Genomic DNA, 21,285 nt, shown 5'->3' with positions numbered 1-21,285 from the left:
GGTCAGGCGGCGCAGCTCGCCAGCGCTTCCAGCGCCAGGAACAGGCGCTCGCCCTCGACCTTGACTGGGATGGTGCGCACCGCGCCCTCATCGGCGCCGAGCGCCTTGCCTGTCTCCAGCGAGATCACCCAATTGTGCAAGGGGCAGGTTACCGCCGCGCCATGGACGATGCCTTGGCTCAGCGGCCCGCCCTTGTGCGGGCAATGGTCGTCGATGGCATAGACCTGATCGTCCTGGGTGCGGAAGACCGCGACCTTGCCTTGCGGGGTGGCGACACAGCGCGCACCACGGCGGGGGATGTCGGAGAGGGAGCCGATGGCGATCCAGTTCATTGGGCTCACTCCGCCGCCTGCGCAAACCCGACCGAAGCCATCGGCCGGAATTCGTGCTTGTCCTTGCCGGAGACGCGTTCCGACCATGGATCGACCTGGGCGAATTTCTGGCTGAAGACGAAGCGGTCGTAGTAGGCTTTGCGCTTGGCATCGTCGTCCATGATCTGGCGCTTGATCTCGGGGATGCCGATGCGTTTAGCCCATTTGTAGATGCGTTCGAGATATCGGCCTTGCTCACGGTACATCTGCGTCAGCGCCACGATGTGCTCCAGCGCCTCGTCTTCTGTCTTCACAAGGCCGAGCACTTCGGTGCCCTTGATGTCGAGGCCGGCGGCACCGGCGAAATGAATCTCGTAGCCTGAGTCGACGCAGATGACGCCGACATCCTTGCAAGTCGCCTCGGCGCAGTTCCTCGGACAACCGGACACCGCCATCTTGACCTTGGCCGGGGTCCACGACCCCCACATGAATTTCTCGATGCGAATGCCCAGCCCCGTCGAATCCTGCGTGCCGAAGCGGCACCAGTCGGAGCCGACGCAGGTCTTCACCGTGCGCAGGCCCTTGGCATAGGCATGGCCGGAGACGAAGCCGGCCTGGCCGAGATCGGCCCACACCGCCGGCAAATCTTCCTTGCGGATGCCCAGCATGTCGATGCGCTGGCCGCCGGTGACCTTGACCATCGGGATCTCGAACTTGTCGACGACATCGGCGATGGCGCGCAGTTCGGCGGCATTGGTGACGCCGCCCCACATGCGCGGCACCACCGAATAGGTGCCGTCCTTCTGGATGTTGGCATGCACCCGCTCATTGATGAAGCGCGACTGGTAGTCGTCGGCATAGTCGTCCGGCCAATCGCAGACGAGATAGTAGTTGAGCGCCGGCCGGCATTTGGCGCAGCCGCAGGAGGTCTTCCATTCCAGCTCCTGCATGACGGCGGGAATGGTCTTCAGGTGCTTGGCCTTGATCAGCCGGCGCACCTCGTCGTGGCCGAGCGTGGTGCAGCCGCACATCGGTTGCACGGCCGCAGGGTTGTAGGCGTCGCCGAGGGTCAGCACCATCAGCTTCTCGACCAGCCCGGTGCAGGAGCCGCAGGAGGCCGACGCCTTGGTGTGGGCGCGCACATCGTCGAGCGAGGTCAGGCCCTTGGCCGTGATCGCGCCGGTGATCTTTCCCTTGCAAACGCCGTTGCAGCCGCAGATTTCCGCATCATCCGGCAAGGCTGCAACGGCCGCCATAGGGTCCAGCGGGGCACCCCCCTGGTATGACTGGCCGAAGATCAACGTATCGCGCATTTGCGAAATATCGGTCTGCTTCTTCTTGAGATCGTTGAACCAGGCGCCATCGGCCGTCTCGCCATAGAGCACGGTGCCGATGATGCGGTCGTCCTTGAGCACCAGCCGCTTGTAGACGCCGGCCGAGGCGTCGCGCAGCACGATCTCCTGGCGGTCGTCGCCATCGGCGAAGTCGCCGAGCGAGAACAGCTCGATGCCGGTGACCTTAAGCTTGGTCGGCGTGTCCGAATGGACGAAGGCAGCAGCCTCGTCGCCGGCAAGCTGGCTCGCCGCAACGCGCGCCATCTCGTAGAGCGGCGCCACCAGGCCATAGACCACGCCGTTGACCTCGGCGCATTCGCCGAGCGCGTAGATGTCGGGGTCGTTGCTGCGCATGCCGGCATCGACGACGATGCCTCTGTTGACGGCGATGCCCGCCTCTTTCGCCAGCGCCGCATTCGGCCTTATGCCGACGGCCATGACCACCAGCGTCGCCGGGATAACGGTTCCGTCCGCGAGTTCCACCTGCTCGACCTTGCCATTGCCCGTGATTGCTTGCGTGTTGGCCTTGGTGATGACCTTGATGCCGCGTTGTTCGACGGCGCGCTGCAGCAGGTAGCCGGCGGCCGGATCGAGCTGGCGCTCCATCAGTGTCGGCATGACATGCAGCACGGTGACGTCCATGCCTTGCGCGTTGAGACCCGCCGCCGCTTCCAGCCCGAGCAGGCCGCCACCGATCACCACGGCCTTGGCGCGCGACTGGGCGGCCAGCATCATCGCCTGTACGTCGTCCAGGTCGCGATAGGTCAGCACGCCGGGCAGGTTGTGGCCGGGTACAGGAATGATGAACGGCACCGAGCCGGTGGCGATGACCAGCTTGTCGTAGGGCTCGGCGACCCCATGATCGGAGGTGACGGTCTTCGCTGCCCGGTCGATGGCGACGATCTTGTGGCCCTTGTAGAGGGTGATGTTGTTGGCGATGTACCAGCCGTCGCCATGGATGATGATTTCCTCATAGGCCTTTTCGCCCGACAGCACCGGCGACAGCATGATGCGGTCGTAATTGACGCGCGGTTCGGCGTTGAAGATGGTGACGCTGTAGCGGCCCGGCGCCTGTTCCAGCAGGTGCTCCAGCATGCGCCCGGGGGCCATGCCGTTGCCGATGATGACTAATCTTTCTGTCATGATGCTACTCCGCGGCTTCGACGAAGCGGTGGCGTTCGTAGAGGAATTTCAGCACGGCCTCGCGGCAGCGCAGGAAGGTGGGGTCGGAGGCGAGTTCGATGCGCCGGCGCGGCCTTGCCAGCGGCACGGGCAGCACCTCGCCGATGGTCGCTGCAGGACCGTTGGTCATCATGACGATGCGGTCGGACAAGAGCACCGCCTCGTCGACATCATGGGTGATCATGATCGTCGTCGAGCCGAGCCTGGAATGGATGTCCATCACCGCATCCTGCAGATGTGCGCGCGTCAGCGCGTCGAGCGCGCCGAAAGGCTCGTCGAGCAGCAGGATCTTCGGCTCCATGGCGAGCGCGCGGGCAATGCCGACGCGCTGTTTCATGCCGCCCGAGATCTCGGCCGGGCGCTTGTCCCTGGCATGCGCCATCTGCACGAGGTCGAGATTGCGCATGATCCAGTCATGCCGCTCGGCCTTGCTCTTCGAACGGCCGAAGACTTTCGAGACCGCCAGGTCGATGTTTTCGTAGACGGTTAGCCAGGGCAGCAGCGAGTGGTTCTGGAACACCACGGCGCGTTCGGGACCGGGGCTGTCGACTTCCCTGTTCTCGAGCAGCACCGCCCCGGCGGAAACCTTGGTCAGGCCGGCGATCAGGTTGAGCAAGGTCGACTTGCCGCAGCCGGAGTGGCCGATGATGGAGACGAATTCGCCCTTGTCGATGGTCAGCCTGATATCCCTCAGAACCTCGCTGACCTGGCCGCCGCGGACGAAGGATTTGTCGATATGGTCGAGTTTCAGATAGGCGGTCATCGCACTGTCCTCACTTTGCCGTTGTGCCGCGGGTGACGAAGACGCCGACGCCGGCGACCAGGCGGTCGAGGTAGAAGCCGGTGACGCCGATATAGGCGAGCGCGACGATGATGTCGGGCAGCCGCGATGAGTTCCACGCGTCCCAGATGAAGAAGCCGATGCCGACGCCGCCGGTCAGCATTTCGGCGGCGACGATGGCGAGCCAGGACAGGCCGATGCCGATGCGCAGACCGGTGAAGATGTAGGGCGCGGCGGCCGGCACCATGATCTTGACGAAGAACTCGAACGGGTTGAGCCGCAGGATGCGCGCGACGTTGCGGTAATCCTGCGGGATGTTGCGCACGCCGACGGCGGTGTTGATGATGATCGGCCAGATTGAGGTGATGAAGATGACGAACAGCGCCGACGGGCTGGAATCGCGGAACGCCGCCAGCGACAGCGGCAGCCATGCGAGCGGCGGCACGGTGCGCAGGATCTGGAACACCGGATCGAGGCCGCGCATCGCCCAGATCGACTGGCCGACCAGCGCGCCGAGCGCGACGCCGACGATCGCCGCCAGGCCAAAGCCGATGGCGACGCGCTGCAACGAGATCAGCACCCGCCAGGCCAGCCCGATGTCCTGCGGGCCATTGTCGAAGAACGGATGCGCGATGAGATCGTAGGCCTCGTTCCACACCTGGCTCGGCGGCGGCAGGCTCGATGTGGGCGACGAGCAGGCGACCTGCCAGACGACGAGCATCAGAGCGATGACGATGACGGGCGGCACCAGCGTGCTCGCCAGCTTGCCGGCGATGGCGAGCGGGTCGAAGCGGCGCCGCGCCTTGGCGGCGAAGGCGATCACCTCGGCCGGTTTGGCCGGCGCGGGAAACGCCTTCACCTTGGTGTCCTCGATGGCTTGGATGGACATCTTTTGGAAAGCTCCTTGGGGGCAGGTAGGGGCGACAACGGCGCAAGAGGCGCCATTGCGCTTGGGTCAAGCCGACGCCTTGATCTTCAGGCTGTCGAGATAGGCGGACGGGTTGGCCGGATCGAAGGTCTTGCCGTCGAAGAAGGTCTCGACGCCTCGCGACGTGGAGGCCGGAATGTCGGCCGCCGCCACCCCGAGATCCTTCGCCGCCTCGCGCCACAGATCCTCGCGGTTGACCTGGTCGACCAGCGCCTTGACGTCCGTGGTCGGCGCGAATTTGCCCCAGCGGATGTTCTCGGCGAGGAACCAGGCATCATGGCTCTTGAAGGGGTAGGAAACGCCGCCCTTCCAGAACTTCATGTAGAAATCGGTGCCGTTGGCGACGCGGCCATTGCCGTAGTTGATGTCGCCCTTGAGGCGGCCGAGGATGTCGGCGACCGGCACGTTCATCCATTGCCGCTTGCCGATGATGGCGGCCATCTCGTCCTTGTTCTCCTTGGCCTCGCACCACTGCTGGGCTTCCATGACGGCCATCAGGATCGCCTTGGTGGCGTTCGGGTTCTTCTCGATGAATTCGGCGCGCAGACCGAGCGCCTTTTCCGGATGACCCTTCCACAATTCGCCCGTGGTGGCGGCGGTAAAGCCGACGCCCTGGTGGACGAGCTGCTCGTTCCACGGCTCGCCGACGCAGAAGACGTCCATGTTGCCGACCTTCATGTTGGCCACCATCTGCGGCGGCGGCACGACGATGGTCGAGACGTCCTTGTCGGGATCGATGCCGCCGGCGGCCAGCCAGTAGCGCAGCCAGAGGTCATGCGTGCCGCCCGGGAAGGTCATGGCGGCCTTGACCTCCTTGCCGGCTGCCTTCTTGGCGGCGAAGGCGTCCTTCAGCTTGGAGGCGTCGAGACCGACGCCGGTGCCGGCATATTCCTGGGCGACCGAAATGCCCTGGCAGTCGTAGTTGAGCCGCGCCACGATCGCCATCGGCAGCGGCTGGTTGTTCTGCGTCACCTTGCCGGTGTGCATGAGATAAGGCAGCGGCGTCAGTATGTGGGCGCCGTCGATGCCGTTTGCGGCACCGCCAAGCATCAGATTGTCGCGCGTCGCGCCCCAGGAAGCCTGCTTCAGCACCTCGACATCGGGCATGCCGAATTTGGCGAACAGGCCCTTCTCCTTGGCGATCATCAGGGGTGCGGCATCGGTCAGCGCGATGAAGCCGAGCTTGGCGCCGGTGACTTCCGGCGCGGCGGTGGCGGCATAGGCGCCGGATGGAAAGAGCTTGCGGGCCGCCATGAACAGGCCGACCGTCATGGCGCTGCTGACCAGAAAATCGCGACGCGTCACATCCTTTGGCGATGTTCCCGTCCCGATCCAGTTCTTCATCGTCTTCTTCATCGTCGTCTCCGGTTGAACGCGATTCCAAAACAAAAAAGCCGCCGGCCAGGTCTTCGCGCCCGAGAGACCGGGAGCGCGTTTTGACCTGAGCGGCAGCTTTGCCTGTGGCGCCCGCCATTGGACGCCTGTTCCGTGACCCATGAAGGGCCTGGTTATTTCAATGCAGGAACCGTGCCAGTTTCGGATGAAAGGAAAAACATCAATGAAATCAGCGATTCATGTCCGTCGACGGCCTGCCGGGCAATATGGCGAGCAGGCCAAAGATTGTTCATTAGGACCATTGCGCGCACAATTTTTGTGCAATGCACAAGAATGGCGCGGAAATGATCAGGCTTCCGTGCGGACCGATTTCTGGCGCGCTATATAGGCGTCGATCTCGTCGGGATCGAAGATCTGCCCGTCGAAAAAACCGTCCGGGCCGAGCACCAGGCCGGCGCCGGTCGCGCCGACCGCGGTTGCGACCTTGAGCGCGCCCTCGACCTTTGCATTGGCGCCGGGCAATGCAACGCCAAGCGGCTTCAGCGCCGAGCGGTAGAGGTCGGGCCGGTAGCAGTCGCGCGCTATGGCGAGATTGCCGGGCGTGTGGGCGACATGTCCCCAGCGCACCATCTGGGTGTAGAACCACAGCGCATGGCTCTTCCACGGAAAGTTCGCCGCCTTGTCGAAAGGCAGGAAGAAGTCGTCGATATCTCGCTCCGCCCCGCCGCCCAATTGCAGATGGCCGGTCAGGATCGGCATCTGCACCGCCGGCGGCTGGCCGAGGAAGCCGGGCTGCGCCATCACCGCGGCCAATTCGGCGTGGTTGGCCGGATCCTGGCACCAGCGCGCCGAATGGTGCAGCGCGCGCAGCAGCGCCGCCAGCGCCTCGGGATTCTCGTCGGCCCAGGCCTTGCGCACGCCGATCACCTTCTCCGGGCTGTTGCGCCATATCTGCGCCTTGACGGTGACGATATGGCCGGTGCCGGCGGCGACCGCGGCGCTGTTCCAGGGCTCGCCGACGCAGTAGCCGTCGATGCGCCCGGTGGCCAGCGCATCGGCCATGAAGGGCGGCGGCACAATGACGATCTCGATTTCGCGGTCTGGGTCGATGCCGCAAGCGGCCAGCCAGTAGCGCAGTTCGTAATTGTGCCCGGAATGCGGATGCACGACGGCAAAGCGCAGCGGTTCGCGGCCCGCGACCGCCCGATCGCGAATAAATGCGCGCAGTGCCGCGCCCGCGCGCGCGGGATCGAGATCGGCTTCGGCACCATGCGCCGCCATGCCGGCCCAGACAGCGTTGGAGACGGTGACGCAATTGCCGCCGAGCCCGAGCGAGAACGGCACGATGGTCTCGGAAGCGAGCGGCGTCAGCCCGAGATTGCAGGCGAGCGGCATAGGCCCCAGCATATGCGCGAGATCGAAGTGGCCGATGGCGATGCGGTCGCGGATGTTGGCCCAGGAGGTTTCGCGGTGCAGCGTCAGCCCAATGCCTTCGCGGGCGACGAAACCAAGCTCGCTGGCGGCGACCAGCACGGCGCTGTCGAAAAGCGGCATGAAGCCGGCGGTGATCTGGTGCCTCATGCTCATTCGTCCTCCGCCGGCCCCAGCAGCCCGGCCGCCGTCACCAGGCTCTGGGCGATGTCGCTGATCTTGCGGTTCTGGTTCATCGCCGTCTTGCGCAGCAGCGTGTAGGCGGCCTCTTCGGAGAGGCCGCGCGACTTCATCAGAATGCCCTTGGCGCGATCGATGACCTTGCGGCCCTCAAGTTCACTGCGCGCCTCTTCCAGTTCGCGCGCCATGCGCGAGAAGGCATTGAAGCGGCTCACCGCCATGTCGAGGATCGGCTTGACGCGCTCTTGCCGCAGACCGTCAACGACATAGGCGGACACGCCGGCATCGACCGCGGCCTCGATCGAGGCCTGGTCGGAGCGGTCGACGAACATGGCGATCGGGCGCTTCACGGCGCGCGACAGCTGGAACATGTTTTCGAGCATATCGCGGTTGGGGTTTTCGAGATCGATGACGATGACGTCGGGTTCGATCTCGGCAATCCGCCGGGCAATGCCGGTCACGTCATGGATGACAGTGACAAGCTGATGGCCGGCCTCGCGCAGGCCGGCCTCGATGATCGAGGCGCGGATGCGATTTTCATCGATCACCAGGACGGCTAGGGAGGATCGGACCATGCCTGCATTGTGGGCAAGGCCGAGAAATTGTGCAATGCGGCATAGCACGTCGGTTGAAGGAGCGTGGCTATGCCGCACTATCGCTTGCCGCTGGATCGCCTGTGAAAACGGCGCGGCGCTTTTATTTCATGGGTAGATCAGCCGCAGACGCGGACCTGCTCGATCACCTTGTGGTGGTGGCGCCAGTGCTTGACCAGTTCGATATGGCAGCGGTGATGGCGGTGGTGGCGTCGATAGTCGCCATTGTAGTTGCCATCATACTGCACGTTCTGGTCGTCGCCATACTGGTTGTCGTAATTCTGCCGGTGATGGCGGCGAACGACAATCTGGCCGTTGTCGGACTGATCGTCCGATGAATATTGGTTGCCATCGTCGGATTGGATAATCACGCTTGCGGCTTGTGTCGGCGCAATGACTGCGGCTGTGGCGGCCAATGCCACCATGGAAGCCAGAAATAGCTTTTTCACGTCTCGTCCTCCTGTGGTTCAATGCGTATCAACTCGCGGAGAGAATTAGCGTTCCAAAATGAATCGCGGCGCTTTTCGAAGCCGGGACGACAAGTCGGTTCTACAGGCGAACGAAGGCCGTGAGCGGGAGATGGTCGGAGGCGACGCGCGAAAGCGGCGTGTCGTGCGCTTCCACGGCTGCGATCATCCCGTGCCGGTTGGTCATGATCCTGTCGAGCGCCAAAAGCGGCAGGTTCGAGGGGAAGGTGGGAACCGCCGGTGGCTGCGGCCCGAACGTCGCGTGCAGCGTGTTGAGCGCCGAGCGGTTGCCGAGCCGCCATTCATTGAGGTCGCCAAGCAGCAAGGTCGGCTTTTCGTCCGGGCTGCTCATGAGATCGAGCACGACACGGGCCTGCTGCGAGCGCGAATGGCGCAGCAGGCCGAGATGGGCGGCGATAATGCGCAGCGTCTCGCTCCCGTTCAATTCGATCTCCGCCACCACCGCACCGCGCGGCTCCAGGCCCGGAAGCCTGATCTGATGCACGTCGCGGACGACGCCCTTCTTGAACAGGAGGACATTGCCGTGCCAGCCATGGCCCTTGCCGGTGGCCGAAATCGGCACCGGCACCAAGCCGGTTTCCCGCTCGAGGCGAGGCAGATCCAGCAGGCCATCACGGTCGCCGAAACGGTTGTCCGCCTCTTGTAGCGCGATCACGTCGGGGTCGATTTCGCGAATGACGCGGCTGGTGCGCTCTGGATCGAACTTGCGATCGACGCCGATGCATTTGTGGACGTTGTAGGAGGCGACCAGCGTTCCAGTGGCGGCGGTCGCCTTGTGCGCAGCCGCGTTTGCCTTGCGCATCCGCCTGTCGCGAATGGTCAAAAGCATGCTCGCCGGGAGGCTACGCCCGCTCATCCGCATCACATGTTCGCCATTTCAGCCGCTCTCACCACACACCTCAAATAGAGCCTTTGCGTCTATGTTCCATGACCGACGTCAAACTATTCGGCAAACACGTCTTTCTATTAAAGCCAGGGGTTCTAGAGATAGGGCGATCCCAGCCACAGAATACGATCGAACAGCCGGATGATGAATGGCCGAGCCCGCAAGGAGTCCAGCGTGACGGGAACGGCCGCTTCGATCGCCGATCCGATCCGGGCTTCGATCTCGCGGGCAAAGCCTGCGTCGAGGACCTCCAGATCGATCTCGAAGTTCAACCGCAGCGACCGGGCATCGAGGTTGGAAGAGCCGACATAGGCCCACACGCCGTCGATCGAAAGCAGCTTGGAATGGTCGAATGGGCCTTCCGTGCGCCATATGCGGCAATAATTCTTCAGGATCTGGTCGAATTGCGCGGTCATGGCGCGGTCGACGAGGAAGAGATTGTTGACCGCCGGCACCACTACATCGATCTCGACGCCGCGCCGGGCGGCGGTGATCAAGGCGCTTATCAGTTCGCGGTCCGGCAGGAAATAGGGCGACATCAAACGGATCGACTTGCGCGCCACCGAGAAGGCGCCGATCAGCAGCTTGTGATTGGTCTCGTTGCTGGCATCCGGCCCGGATGCGACCGCCCGCACCAGCATCGGCTGGCCGGGGGCCGGCGACAGCGGGGCAATTCGCCAGGCATCGCCCTTCAACGCTTCGTTGGTGGCGAAGCGCCAGTCTTCGGCAGCGACCGAGAACAGGTCGGCGACGACAGGTCCGGTGACCTTGAAATGCGTGTCCCTGGCGCTGTTGGAGCCTGCGAACTCAGCCGAAAATCCCTTGCGGATGTTCATGCCGCCGGTGAAGACAATTGTGCCGTCGACCACCAGGATCTTCCGATGGGTTCTGAGATTGGCGTAGGGCAGGCGCAGGCCCATGACGATATTGCCGTTGAAGACATCGGCGGGGATGTTGGCGCGGCGCAGATGGCCGAGGATGCTGGGAACGGAGTAACGGGCACCGACGGCGTCGATCAGCACGCGAACGGTAACGCCGCGCACGACGGCACCGGCCAGCGATTCGACGAAAAGCAGGCCGACGGCGTCATTGTCGAAAATATAGGTCTCGAGCAGGACGCTGCGCTCGGCGCCATCGATCGCCGCGCACATGGCGGCATAGGCCTCGTCGCCGGTCTCCAGCACGTCGATGGCGTTGCCCGGGTTGAGCGCGCGCCGCGCCACCCTGTCGCCCAGCGTCCGCAGGCCGGTGAAGCGCTGACCGTAGCGCTCGACGATCAAGGCTTCTTCTGCGGCGATGTCGCGCTCATGCTTGGAGGATACCGCGTCGCCGGCAAGCGGGCGCTGCGCGGTGATCGTGGCGCGACGGATGCGGTTGATGCCGGCGACGGCATAGATCAGCACGCCGAGGATCGGTGACAGCACCATCACGCCGACCCAGCCGGTGGCTGCGCGCACATCCTCCTTGGTCATGACGGCATGGGCAATGCCGACGGTCGCCATGACCACCGAGATGATCGCCAGGATTTGGGTCCAATGAGTCGCAATGGTCTCGAACATTGCCGGGACTATCCAGCGAGCGGTTGCAGAAGGCAATGCGGCCGGTTCATGCCGCGCATTCGCCGGGTGGCGGTCGCGACCTGGGTGGGGAGATCTAGTCCCAGGCAGAGTTTGAACCGATGAAGTTCCTCTGAACTCCCGCCTGGGAAAACCAACTTAACGCGAGGGAAAGCATAGAGATGGCCTGGTCCGGCATCGTCCTGGTCGTCCAGGGCTTCCTGTACTTTGGTACCACATCTGTTGTATATCAGGGGGAACGAAATTAGCGGTATAACACTTTAATTGGAGGCGGGGGGAGCGCCGAATGATGAGATTCAACTTCAAGGGGCCTCCCGTGGGGGATGCCGAAATGTCGGTCCAGTGCCAGGGCCAGTTGCTGCCTTTCGTCCAGGAAATCGTCCAGGCGGCGGTCGCGGCCGGCTGGAATCGGGACGATGTCCTCCTGGCCTTTGTCGAACTCACCTGGGATCTGTACGAGAAGCGTCGCGGTGATCCGTAGCCGCCGCTCGTGACCTGTTGGCTCGGCGCCCCATCTTGCCTAGCCGCCGATTTCGGTGCCAAAAAAAACGAAGCAATGGATTCTCGGAAGCCTCGCCACGGCTGATAAACGAAACTCGGGCATGGCGAACACCTGCCGTTCCCGTGGAATGGAATGCTCGTCAACTTCTTCGGTCGGTCATTTTTTCTGTCTTTTCGCGAATAAGAATTTTTCTTTGCGCATGGGAGTTCTTCCCTAGCCGGGACGCCTGCGTTACGTTGGTTCCGGGTTCGGGCAAAGGGGATTTCAGGCGGCGGCAAGGCGGCTGAGGCGACGCGAATGAAAAATGCGGGCGAAGCTCGGGAAAGCGGCGTTTCCCGAGGCGTCGATCGGGTAGCCCGATATGTCCTGGACATCATTCCAGAAAGTGCCGGTCCCAGAAGAGCCACCGCACGTGGCAGCGTCATCCATTCCGTCCGCGGTCCCGGGTCGCAGACGTTCCTGGCCAAGGAACATTCCACGGGCATCGTGCTGAAGCCCGGACGCAAATTCAGAGCCTCGCTCGGCAGCGACAAGATCACGGAATACGATGCGCCGGTCGGATGCCTTGTCATCAATCCCGCTGGAGTCGACAGCAGCCTCACCTGGTCGCAGACCAGGGAAAACGCCGTCGTTTCCATCTCTCCCGAAGCACTGTCGGAGTTGGCTGCGCACGAATTCGATCGTTCCGATGTGGAACTTGAACCGCCTGCGTTCGGCAAGGTCGACCTGAAGGCGCTCAATATTCCCCAGATGATCACCATTCCCCAGATGATCACCGCCGAGCTGACCGGCAAGCTGCCGCCGAACGATCTCTATCTGGACTCGCTGCTCACCGTGTTCGGCGTCCATCTGCTGCGCACCTACACCGGCCGCAGCCGGCCGGCGGCGTCGGCCAAAGGCGGGCTCTCCGCCGCTGGTGCTCGGCGCGTGCGCGAGTACCTCGACGAGAATTTCGTGCGAAAGGTCATGGTCGCCGAACTGGCGTCGGTCGCCGGGGTTTCCTCCAATCATTTCATAGCAAGGTTCGCCAGCACGTTCGGCATTCCGCCGCATCGCTACCTGATCAACCTGCGCCTGGACTTCGCCGAAAAGTTACTCGTTGACGGCGAGCTAGCAATCGCCGAAATCGCCTACCTCGCCGGGTTTTCGGATCAGATTCATCTGGCCGCAACCATGAAGAAATACAGGGGCAGAACACCGACCATGACCGGATATGCGCCGGGCAGAAACTGAAAGCCTGGGATGGCAAAGTGGCAACACCTGCCCTCCGATAATCCAAGACCGGAATTTCCTACACGGCTTCCGGAGTTTTCCAAAATACGTCCGTCACGACTATGCCCCAGGCATTACCGGAGTCATTCGAAATAGCATGGAGCCTGTGCATTATTCGCCATCTGGCCGGACTGATCGAATGAACCGGAGCGACAATGCAGCAACAGCTCGATCAATCACGAACTGTTTTTGGGGGGAACGGGGAGGGCGGTCTCGGGTTGAAGTGCATCTGCGAGATATCAAGGGACCGAAAGATGCGGTCTGAAGATGGCCCTCCGGGATCGGCGTCCGGACCCGGTCCCGCGCGACTGCCGGCGCTGAACGTGAAAGGCGGCCTTTCCGCCCACAGCGCGCGCAAGGTGCAGGAATTCCTGGATCAGAATTTTACGCGCAAGATAGCGCTTGCAGAGATGGCGGCGGTTTGCGGGCTTTCATCCTATCATTTCGTGCGGGCTTTCTCCCGGACGTTCCGGGTGCCGCCGCATCAATATGTGCTTGATCTGCGGCTGGACTTCGCTGAGCGGCTGCTTGCCGAAAGCGGCATGACGATCGCCGATATCGCGCATTTGAGCGGCTTTTCGAGCCAGAGCCATTTTACTACCGTAATGAAGAAATACCGGCGATTGACGCCATTGCAGGCCCGCTTCGGCAAGCTTAATTCGAAGCTTAGGTGATATATTGATCGCTTGATTGTTTTACTTTGCCTTATTAAAGCACGAACTAAAGTAACTATCCGTTAACTCCCGCGAAGTTGCCGCAGTTTTTCTGACAAAACAGCAATTTCCTGAAATACGGCAAACCAGAATCGTGGCTTTCTGCGAGTGCTGGAATTTGTCAGACATTTCCTGGCGGCTGGCGAACGGAGAGGACCATGACCGACAATCAGATTTCGAGTGGCTCGTTTGTTCAGCATCGCGCGGCGCATTTCGCCAGGCATTGGATTGCCGGGGCTGATCCCCGCTCTCGCTCGGTTCGCCGCCGGCTGATGGCGGTCCTGCGCATGGCGCATAGCGTGCTCGGCATGCGCCGCAAGCGCCTGGGCCTGGGAGCGCTGGGCGCCGGTGGGGCGCTCGGGGCTGTGGTGGGGATCATGATCCCGCAGGCGGCGCTCGCGCAAGTTGTCATTGGCAACGGGGTTCTGACAAACGCCGCGAACTGCACGAACCCCTCAGCAGGGGTGCAAAGCATAGCGATCGGTTGTGGCAACACCGCCCCCGGCGCCGCCTCAACCGCCGTTGGCAATAACGCCCACGTGAATGGCAATAACGGCGTGGCGTTGGGCACCGGTATCACCGCTACAGGCGATGCTTCGATCGCCATTGGCTATGCGATGGGTGCCAATGGCCTCAACGCCATAGGCATAGGTGTCTTCGCGAACGCGACCGGCGTCAATGCTCTTGCCGTAGGCGGGAACGCCCGCGCACTCGTGGATGGAGCATCAGCCTTTGGCGTCAACAGCACCGCAAATGGGGCGAACGCCGTCGCCCTCGGCTCAACGGCCAGCGCTTCGGGTGGCGCCTCGGTGGCGATTGGATTGTCCTCCAACGCCTCATCGGCAAACGGTTCAGCCATAGCCATGGGCGTCGGCGCCAAGGCAAACGCTGGAGCGGGCGGCGGTTCTCCCGTTTCCATCGGCACGAATGCCAATGCAAGCGGCACCGCTCCTGCCGGCTTCACGTTCGAGGCCGTCGCGCTCGGCACAGCTTCAACCGCAACGGGGGCATGGTCGGCCGCGGTAGGCTCGAGCGCATCCGCGACCGGGACCGGGTCCAGCGCGTTCGGAACCTCCGCCACAGCGTCGGCGAACCAGTCCACGGCAATCGGTAACGGGGCGGCCGCCTCCGGTGTCGGGACCACGGCGATGGGTTACCTGGCCAAAGCCGCCGGGACGAATGCCGTTTCGGTTGGCAACCAGGCCAGCGCCGGAGGGTTGAACTCGCAAGCTCTCGGCAACGTCGCCAATGCTTCGGGCAACTTCGCGCTGGCGCTCGGCAATTCGGCCGTGTCGAGCGGAGTAGGCTCCGTCGCGGCGGGCTCAGGAGCCCAGGCCACGGGCGTGTCCGCCACCGCACTCGGCAACAACGCCGCGGCGACCGCTGCGAACGCAAGTGCGCTGGGATTGGGCGCCACTGCGGGCGGCGTAGACGGCACGGCGATCGGCAAGCAGGCCAATGCGAGCGCGCAAGACGCCATCGCCATAGGCACCACCTCAATTGCGAGTGGCACCGCCAGCACAGCGGTTGGCAACGTCGCCGTCGCCAGCGGCGCGAACGCCTCCTCGTTCGGGTCCGGCGCGAATGCCACAGGAGACAATTCCCTCGCTGCCGGCGTCAGCGCCAACGCCGGCGGACTCGACAGCACCGCTCTCGGCATCGGAACCGTAGCCAGCGCCGACAATTCCACTGCCGTCGGACGTGAAGCCCGCGCCACCGGACTCAACAGTACCGCACTCGGCCGCGGCGCCCAAAGCAGCGCCGTGAACTCCATCTCTCTCGGCGCTGGGACGAGGGCGACCGGGATAGGCGCCGTCTATGTCGGCTCAAGCACTTTTGCAACGAGCGCCAGTGGAGACAACGCCATCGGCATCGGCACGGACGTGACGGCGTCTGAGGACGACGCCATTGCAATGGGGCGCGACAGCCAGGCGACGGCAACCAACGCCATCGCTGTCGGTCTACAGTCCGCCGCGCTCTCCGCCGACTCCGTCGCCATCGGCACGGGCGCGACTACCGATGGCGGCAAGGCCGTGGCCATCGGCGCCGGCAACACAGCCTTTGGCGACGGCGCAGTCGCAATCGGCGATCCGAGTTATGCCAGCGGTACCGGCGCCTTTACCGGCGGCGCCAACAACATCGCCAACAGCGATGGCACGGCGAGCGCCACCGCGGCCAATATGGCGGCGGGCGCTGTCGCCATCGGCAACAACAACAAGGCGATCGGGCAGGGCTCCGTTGCCCTGGGCAATGGCTCGACTGCTGGTGCTGCCGGCCTTGCGGGCAATGTCGCGCTGGGCAATGGCGCGACGGCTGCTGCGAGCTCCGGCGATGTGGCGCTTGGCTCTGGCTCGGTGACCGTCGCAGCGGTGGGCACGCCCAATGCCGTGATCAACGGCACGACCTATGCCTTCCAGGGCATCAATCCGACCTCGACGGTCAGCATCGGCGCGCCGGGTGCGGAGCGCACGCTCACCAATCTGGCGGCGGGGCGGATCAGCGGGTCCTCGACCGATGCGGTCAACGGCTCGCAGCTCTTCGCCACCAACCAGGCGGTCGATGCCATCGGCACCACGCTCAACAACATCAATGTCGGCGGCGGCATCAAGTATTTCCACGCCAATTCGGCCCTGCCGGATTCCCAGGCCCTTGGAACGAATTCCGTCGCTGTCGGACCCAACGCCGTGGCCAACAATGCTGGTGACGTCGCGATCGGCCTGAATTCGACGTCAGGAGCAACGACCAATGTCGGCGGAGCCACGATCGGCGGCGTGAACTACACCTTCGCCGGCGGCACGCCGGCGGGCGCCTTCTCGGTCGGGTCGGCCGGCGCCGAGCGTCAGATCCAGAACGTCGCGGCCGGACAGTTGAATGGCGGCTCGACCGACGCGGTCAACGGCTCGCAGCTCTTCGCCACCAACCAGCAGGTGACCGCCAACACCACAGCCATCGCCAATATCGGCAGTGGTGTCACCAATCTTGGCAACACGATCAACAACATCGCCGGCGACACCTCGACCGCCTATACCGACGCCAATGGCATAGGCATCCGCTACGCCCGCACCAACGAGGCCGGGCTGGCGCAAACCGATTCCTTCGCGCAAGGGGTAGGCTCCACCGCCGTCGGCTACCAGGCGACCGCGACCGGAGTCAGCGGGCTGGCGCTCGGCCGCGACACACTGGCCAGCATTGACGGCAGCGTGGCGCTTGGTTCGGGTTCCGTGTCCGACCGGGCCGTGGCGCCCGCAACCGGCCAGATCGCGGCCGGTCCTTCCAACTTCATCCAGTACAACACCACCGACAAGACGCTGCTCGGCGCCGTGTCGGTCGGCACCGCCACGTCCTACCGCCAGATCACCAATGTGGCTGACGGCACGCAGGCGCAGGATGCCGTCACCGTGCGCCAGCTGCAGGGTGTGATCGCCTCTGTCTCGGCGACGTCGACCAAGTATTTCCACGCCAATTCGGCGGCCGGCGACTCGCTCGCGGTGGGTGCCGAGTCGGTCGCTGTCGGCCCGACGACGGTCGTCAACGGCGACAATGGCGTCGGCATCGGCAACGGCGCCATTGTCGACCAGACAGCACCGGGCGGCACGGCCATCGGCCAGAACGCCCATGTCATGCTGGCCGACGGACTGGCCCTCGGCACCAATTCGCTGGCGTCCGGCATCCAGTCGGTGGCGTTTGGCGCCGGCGCCCAAAGCACCTTCATCAACAGCGTCGCGCTGGGCTCGCAGTCCATCACCACGGTCGGCGCCCAGGCCGGCTACACGGCCTTTGCACTCACCGCCCCACAGACCTCGTTCGGCGAAGTGTCGATCGGCGCCGCGGGAGCCGAACGCAAGCTCACCAATGTCGCGGCGGGCTCGGCCAATACCGATGCGGTCAACGTCTCCCAGCTTAAGGGCGTGTCGCAAAACGTCGCCAATCTGTTCGGCGGCAGCACCACGGTCAATCCCGACGGGTCTATCACCGGACCGACCTATACCATCCAGGGCAACACTTACTCGACCGTCTATGAGGGGTTCACGGCCGTCAACAACGCGCTGACCAACATCAGCAATGGCGGCGGCATCAAGTATTTCCACGCCAATTCGACGCTGGCCGACTCCACCGCCAGCGGCACAGACAGCGTGGCGATAGGGCCGGCCAGCGTGGCCAGCGGCACCAACAGCCTTGCCGCCGGCAATGGCTCGACGGCCACGGGCCAAGGCGCGGTGGCGCTCGGCCAGGGCGCCAAAGCCAACAACGCCAATGACGTGGCGTTGGGTTCGGGCTCGGTGACGCAGACCGCGGTCGGCACCTCCAGCACCGTCATCAACGGCAAGACCTACGCCTTCGCTGGCACCACCCCGATCGGGACCGTCAGCGTCGGCGACGCAGGCGCCGCGCGCACGATCACCAATGTCGCCGCCGGACGGGTCAACGCCGGCAGCACCGACGCGATAAACGGCTCGCAGCTCTACGCCACCAACACGGCGGTCGAGGATTTGAAATCGGGCCTTGGATCGCTCACCCAGAATGCCGTCACCTATGACACCAATCCGGACGGCAGCAAGAAGAACAGCATCACGCTGCAGGGTGGCGACGTCAACGCGCCGGTGGTCATCTCCAATGTCGGCCCGGGTGTTGCCGGCACCGATGCGGTCAACGTCACCCAGATGAACAACCGTGTCGATTACGCCATCAACACGTCCAACAGCTACACAGACAAGGTGGCCGCCACGACCTTGCAGCAGGCCAACAACTATACCGACCAGAAGCTCAGCCAGCTCAACAGCGACTTGGGCGGCATACGCGACGAAGCCCGCCAGGCGGCGGCGATCGGCCTTGCGGCTGCCTCGCTGCGCTACGACGACCGTCCCGGCAAGCTGAGCGTCGCGGCCGGCGGCGGCTTCTGGCGGGATTCGAGCGCCTTGGCCTTCGGTGCGGGCTACACGAGCGAGGACGGCCGCATCCGCGGCAACGTGTCGGGCACGGCCGCTGGCGGTCATGTCGGCGTCGGCGCCGGCATCAGCTTCACCTTGAACTGAGGCAGGAATGAAAGGACTTGTCGTACTGACTTGCCTGGCGCTCTGCGGCGGCCTCGCGCCGGCCGCGGGGCAGGTTGCGTCGCCCTACAGGATCAAGCCTTCGGATGTGGTGCTGCCGCCCGACGTGAAACTGGGAACCTATCAGCGCACGATCCGTCCCTTCGAAAACTGGACGCTGATCTGCGACGAGAACCTCAAGGCGCGCAAGAAGGTCTGCAATGTCTCGCAGGTGATCGAGGACTCCTCGGGCAACATGGCCTTCAGCTGGTCGCTGGCCGCTACGCAGGACGGCAAGCCCTACATGATCGTCCGCACCGCGCCGAACGCCAGGAGCGACGGCCTGGTGTCGCTGAAGTTCGACGGGCGGGACCAGGCGATCGACGTCCACCTGAACGGCTGCAATGAAGTGGTCTGCGTCGGCATGCTGCCGGTCGGCCCCGTCATGCGCCAGCAGATATCGCAGAACGCCACGCCGGCGATTTCCTATCCGACCGTCGACGGCAAGACGATCACCGTGACCGCAGCAACACTCAAGGGGCTGACGGCAGCCCTTTCGCCACTCAAATGACCGGGGCAGCACAATGAGCCAGCAGGACCAGTTCATGTCCGCAAAACGCAGCAGCCCGGCCGTCGAGGCGGATCGGCAGAAGCTCGTCGAACCGACGCGGCGGCGATGGTCGCGCGTCGTCGGATTTTCATTGTTGGGGCTCGTCGTGGCCGGCCTTGGCTTCGCCGCCGGGAACTATGCCGCGATCGCCAATCTGGTCGGCAGCGCGACGGCCGCACAGCCCGAGACGGCCAACCCGGCGCTTCCGGACACGCCCTTTCTCGAGCATGTCAAGCAGGCCGGGGTCCAGGCCTGTTCGACCATCTATCCGGTGCTCGGGCAGATCTTGACGACAGGCACGAAATACAGCGTCAAATCCTTATGGAACGACCACGCCGCCGACAAGCATGCGGTCCAGGCCTTCGTCGGCATGGACTATGCGACGGAACGCTATAGCGGGCCTGCCGCCGGCGTCGTTTTCGCATCGCCCACCGCTTCGGGTTGCGAAGGGACGATGGTGCGGGTGGCGCCGTTCGCCAGCCCGTGCGCCGACATCCCGTCCATTCTTCCGCAAGGCAGCAAGATCACCGACCATCTCGGGCAGGTGGAGGTGTACGAGCTCGGCGGCAATGCCGGTGAGGCCCTTCTCTTGCCGACAGGCAAAAGCTGCGTGGTGATCTCCGTCGCTTCAGCGGCGAAGTAGGCGAAGCGACCAGGATCAAGGAAAGGGGTGCCGACCATGAGATTGCGGGCTTTGGCAGTTTTGGGCTTGACCTTGTTGTGGAGCGGACACGTCGTCTCGGCCGACCTGGTGGCGCCGTCGGAGCCGCAGCAGGAGGAAAAAGGCATCTGGGCGGCCATCGCCTATTCGCAGTCCGACAGCAAATACGGCTTCTTCTGGGGGGCGAACAAGCGGCAGGAGGCGAAGGACATCGCGCAGAAACATTGCGAGAACGCCGGCGGCAAGGCGTGCAACGTCGTCTCCGTCTTCCGCAACCATCGCCATTGGACTGACGACGACGAAACCGGCTTTCCCTACAAGCACTGCGGCGCGCTGGCCATGGCCGACAAGGTCGAGAACCGTTTCACGCCCTGGGGCGTGAACTCGGCAGAGACCCGCCGGGAGGCCGAAAACCTCGCCTTGCAGGCCTGCGAGGCGTCAGGGGCCAAATGCAAGATCCGTGAATGGGTCTGCACATGAAGCGTGGCCTCAAGGCCGCCTGCGCATACGGGGCAATCGCATTCTCGTTGATGCCGCCAGCGTCGGCTGAACAGCAGACTGCGACTGCTCCAAATGGGCCGTCATCGCTGCGCGAAGTCTATCAGGACTGGAGCGTGGCTTGCTCTGTCCAGGAGAATGCGAGGGTCTGTACGCTTTCGCAGGACCAGGTCCAGCAGAACGGCCAAAGGCTGCTTGCCATGGAGATACAAAGGCGCGCGGACGGGTCGACGATGGCCACCCTGCTTCTGCCCTTCGGCATCTTGCTCGATCCGGGGGTGACGCCCCAGATCGACGATCAGCCGCCATTGTCCCCGCAGCGCTTCAGGACCTGCTTGCCGACAGGCTGCATCGCGGTGTTTTCCATTGACCGATCCGTGCTCGGAAAGCTGAGGGTAGGCGAGGTGCTGAAGCTCAATGTCACGACAGATGCAGAGACGCCGCTGACATTCCCAGTGTCGCTGCACGGCCTGACCGCGGCGCTCGACCGCATGGTCGCATTGAGCGCACGGTAGGGACAAGGGCGGCGGCCTGTGATGCCAACTGGCCTTCGCCGGGTTCCGTGGAACGTTGGCGTGCCGAGGCCGTCCCCGGTGCCACACGGGCGCCCGCATGGCAGCAGGTCGGAATCTCCGTCGCGGCGAGAGCCTTTGAGCACACTCCGATGCATCAGGATCTTTGAGGATCCTCGGGTGCTCGGACTCAAAGGCCGCAGGCCGTGATCGTCGGCAACGGCCCAGCGCCTGGGGTTGCTAGGGGGACTGGCAGCGGAAGGCCGCTGGGCCTGACCGACAGGGGCCTTGAGGACGGGCGGCGCCGGCTGGCGGGAATATGCACTCCTATTGATATCCGCGAAACATGCGAATGAAGGAAGTCAAAGCCGGCTGAAGGCCGTGCGACATGTCACCGGCAAGGAAGTCGAGTTTATCGGATGAAGCGCCCCGCGGCCGGTACAGCCTCCTACTGCTGGGTA

18 protein-coding genes are annotated in these 21,285 nt (G+C 63.9%); 8 read left to right on the top strand and 10 right to left on the bottom strand.

What is annotated here, in order from left to right; genetic code table 11:
- Positions 1–2 precede the first annotated feature (2 nt).
- The 10 genes from nirD to AB4Z43_RS07235 form a co-directional block, all read right to left on the bottom strand.
- Complete coding sequence (nirD, locus tag AB4Z43_RS07280; protein ID WP_019860900.1) at positions 3–332, bottom strand: nitrite reductase small subunit NirD; 330 nt, start codon at positions 330–332, stop codon at positions 3–5.
- A gap of 5 nt (positions 333–337) precedes the next feature.
- On the bottom strand, positions 338–2,788 hold the full coding sequence (gene nirB, locus AB4Z43_RS07275; protein WP_441936691.1) for a nitrite reductase large subunit NirB: 2,451 nt from the start codon (positions 2,786–2,788) through the stop codon (positions 338–340).
- A 4-nt stretch (positions 2,789–2,792) separates the two neighbouring features.
- Positions 2,793–3,590: an ABC transporter ATP-binding protein gene (locus AB4Z43_RS07270; RefSeq protein ID WP_441936689.1), complete on the bottom strand. Its 798-nt coding sequence runs from the start codon at positions 3,588–3,590 to the stop codon at positions 2,793–2,795.
- Positions 3,591–3,600: 10 nt separating this feature from the next.
- A complete protein-coding gene (ntrB, locus tag AB4Z43_RS07265; protein ID WP_441936687.1) occupies positions 3,601–4,497 on the bottom strand; it encodes a nitrate ABC transporter permease in 897 nt (298 codons plus the stop codon).
- Between the two features lie 66 nt (positions 4,498–4,563).
- On the bottom strand, positions 4,564–5,892 hold the full coding sequence (locus tag AB4Z43_RS07260) for a CmpA/NrtA family ABC transporter substrate-binding protein (protein WP_441936686.1): 1,329 nt from the start codon (positions 5,890–5,892) through the stop codon (positions 4,564–4,566).
- A gap of 327 nt (positions 5,893–6,219) precedes the next feature.
- Entirely contained in the window at positions 6,220–7,458 is a 1,239-nt protein-coding gene (locus AB4Z43_RS07255) for a CmpA/NrtA family ABC transporter substrate-binding protein (protein WP_441936684.1), read from the bottom strand.
- A complete protein-coding gene (locus AB4Z43_RS07250; RefSeq protein ID WP_027047351.1) occupies positions 7,455–8,057 on the bottom strand; it encodes an ANTAR domain-containing response regulator in 603 nt (200 codons plus the stop codon). Before AB4Z43_RS07250 ends, AB4Z43_RS07255 begins: the two co-directional genes overlap by 4 nt.
- A 137-nt stretch (positions 8,058–8,194) precedes the next feature.
- On the bottom strand, positions 8,195–8,524 hold the full coding sequence (locus AB4Z43_RS07245; RefSeq protein WP_038649225.1) for a hypothetical protein: 330 nt from the start codon (positions 8,522–8,524) through the stop codon (positions 8,195–8,197).
- A gap of 100 nt (positions 8,525–8,624) precedes the next feature.
- A complete protein-coding gene (locus AB4Z43_RS07240; protein ID WP_027047350.1) occupies positions 8,625–9,425 on the bottom strand; it encodes an endonuclease/exonuclease/phosphatase family protein in 801 nt (266 codons plus the stop codon).
- 119 nt (positions 9,426–9,544) lie between these two features.
- Positions 9,545–11,008: a phospholipase D-like domain-containing protein gene (locus AB4Z43_RS07235; protein ID WP_441936681.1), complete on the bottom strand. Its 1,464-nt coding sequence runs from the start codon at positions 11,006–11,008 to the stop codon at positions 9,545–9,547.
- Between the two features lie 304 nt (positions 11,009–11,312).
- Between AB4Z43_RS07235 and AB4Z43_RS07230 the strand changes: the two genes are divergently transcribed.
- The 8 genes from AB4Z43_RS07230 to AB4Z43_RS07195 all read left to right on the top strand — a co-directional run bounded on the left by AB4Z43_RS07230 (position 11,313) and on the right by AB4Z43_RS07195 (position 20,827).
- Positions 11,313–11,507 (top strand): hypothetical protein, encoded by a 195-nt coding sequence (locus AB4Z43_RS07230; protein WP_069093026.1) that lies wholly within the window; start codon positions 11,313–11,315, stop codon positions 11,505–11,507.
- A gap of 318 nt (positions 11,508–11,825) precedes the next feature.
- Positions 11,826–12,761: a helix-turn-helix domain-containing protein gene (locus tag AB4Z43_RS07225; RefSeq protein WP_027047349.1), complete on the top strand. Its 936-nt coding sequence runs from the start codon at positions 11,826–11,828 to the stop codon at positions 12,759–12,761.
- Positions 12,762–12,955: 194 nt separating this feature from the next.
- A complete protein-coding gene (locus AB4Z43_RS07220; RefSeq protein WP_019860890.1) occupies positions 12,956–13,474 on the top strand; it encodes a helix-turn-helix domain-containing protein in 519 nt (172 codons plus the stop codon).
- Between the two features lie 197 nt (positions 13,475–13,671).
- On the top strand, positions 13,672–18,546 hold the full coding sequence (locus tag AB4Z43_RS07215; RefSeq protein ID WP_441936678.1) for a beta strand repeat-containing protein: 4,875 nt from the start codon (positions 13,672–13,674) through the stop codon (positions 18,544–18,546).
- Between the two features lie 7 nt (positions 18,547–18,553).
- The gene (locus AB4Z43_RS07210; protein WP_019860888.1) at positions 18,554–19,114 is read left to right on the top strand and encodes an invasion associated locus B family protein; all 561 of its coding nucleotides are present in this window, start codon (positions 18,554–18,556) and stop codon (positions 19,112–19,114) included.
- A 13-nt stretch (positions 19,115–19,127) separates the two neighbouring features.
- Positions 19,128–19,796, top strand: a complete 669-nt coding sequence (locus tag AB4Z43_RS07205; protein WP_441936676.1) for a hypothetical protein — start codon at positions 19,128–19,130, stop codon at positions 19,794–19,796.
- A 36-nt stretch (positions 19,797–19,832) separates the two neighbouring features.
- Positions 19,833–20,294 carry a DUF4189 domain-containing protein gene (locus AB4Z43_RS07200; protein ID WP_441936674.1) on the top strand — a complete coding sequence of 154 codons (462 nt, stop codon included), beginning with the start codon at positions 19,833–19,835 and terminating at the stop codon, positions 20,292–20,294.
- Positions 20,279–20,827: an invasion associated locus B family protein gene (locus AB4Z43_RS07195; RefSeq protein WP_069093022.1), complete on the top strand. Its 549-nt coding sequence runs from the start codon at positions 20,279–20,281 to the stop codon at positions 20,825–20,827. The genes AB4Z43_RS07200 and AB4Z43_RS07195 overlap by 16 nt, the downstream gene beginning before the upstream one ends.
- Positions 20,828–21,285: the final 458 nt, after the last annotated feature.

Origin of the sequence: Mesorhizobium sp. 2RAF45 (genome assembly GCF_052115225.1) — a bacterium.
GTDB lineage: Bacteria > Pseudomonadota > Alphaproteobacteria > Rhizobiales > Rhizobiaceae > Mesorhizobium > Mesorhizobium jarvisii.
The sequence above is the reverse complement of the archived record's forward strand: the minus strand, read 5'-3'. Positions and strand labels throughout refer to the sequence as shown.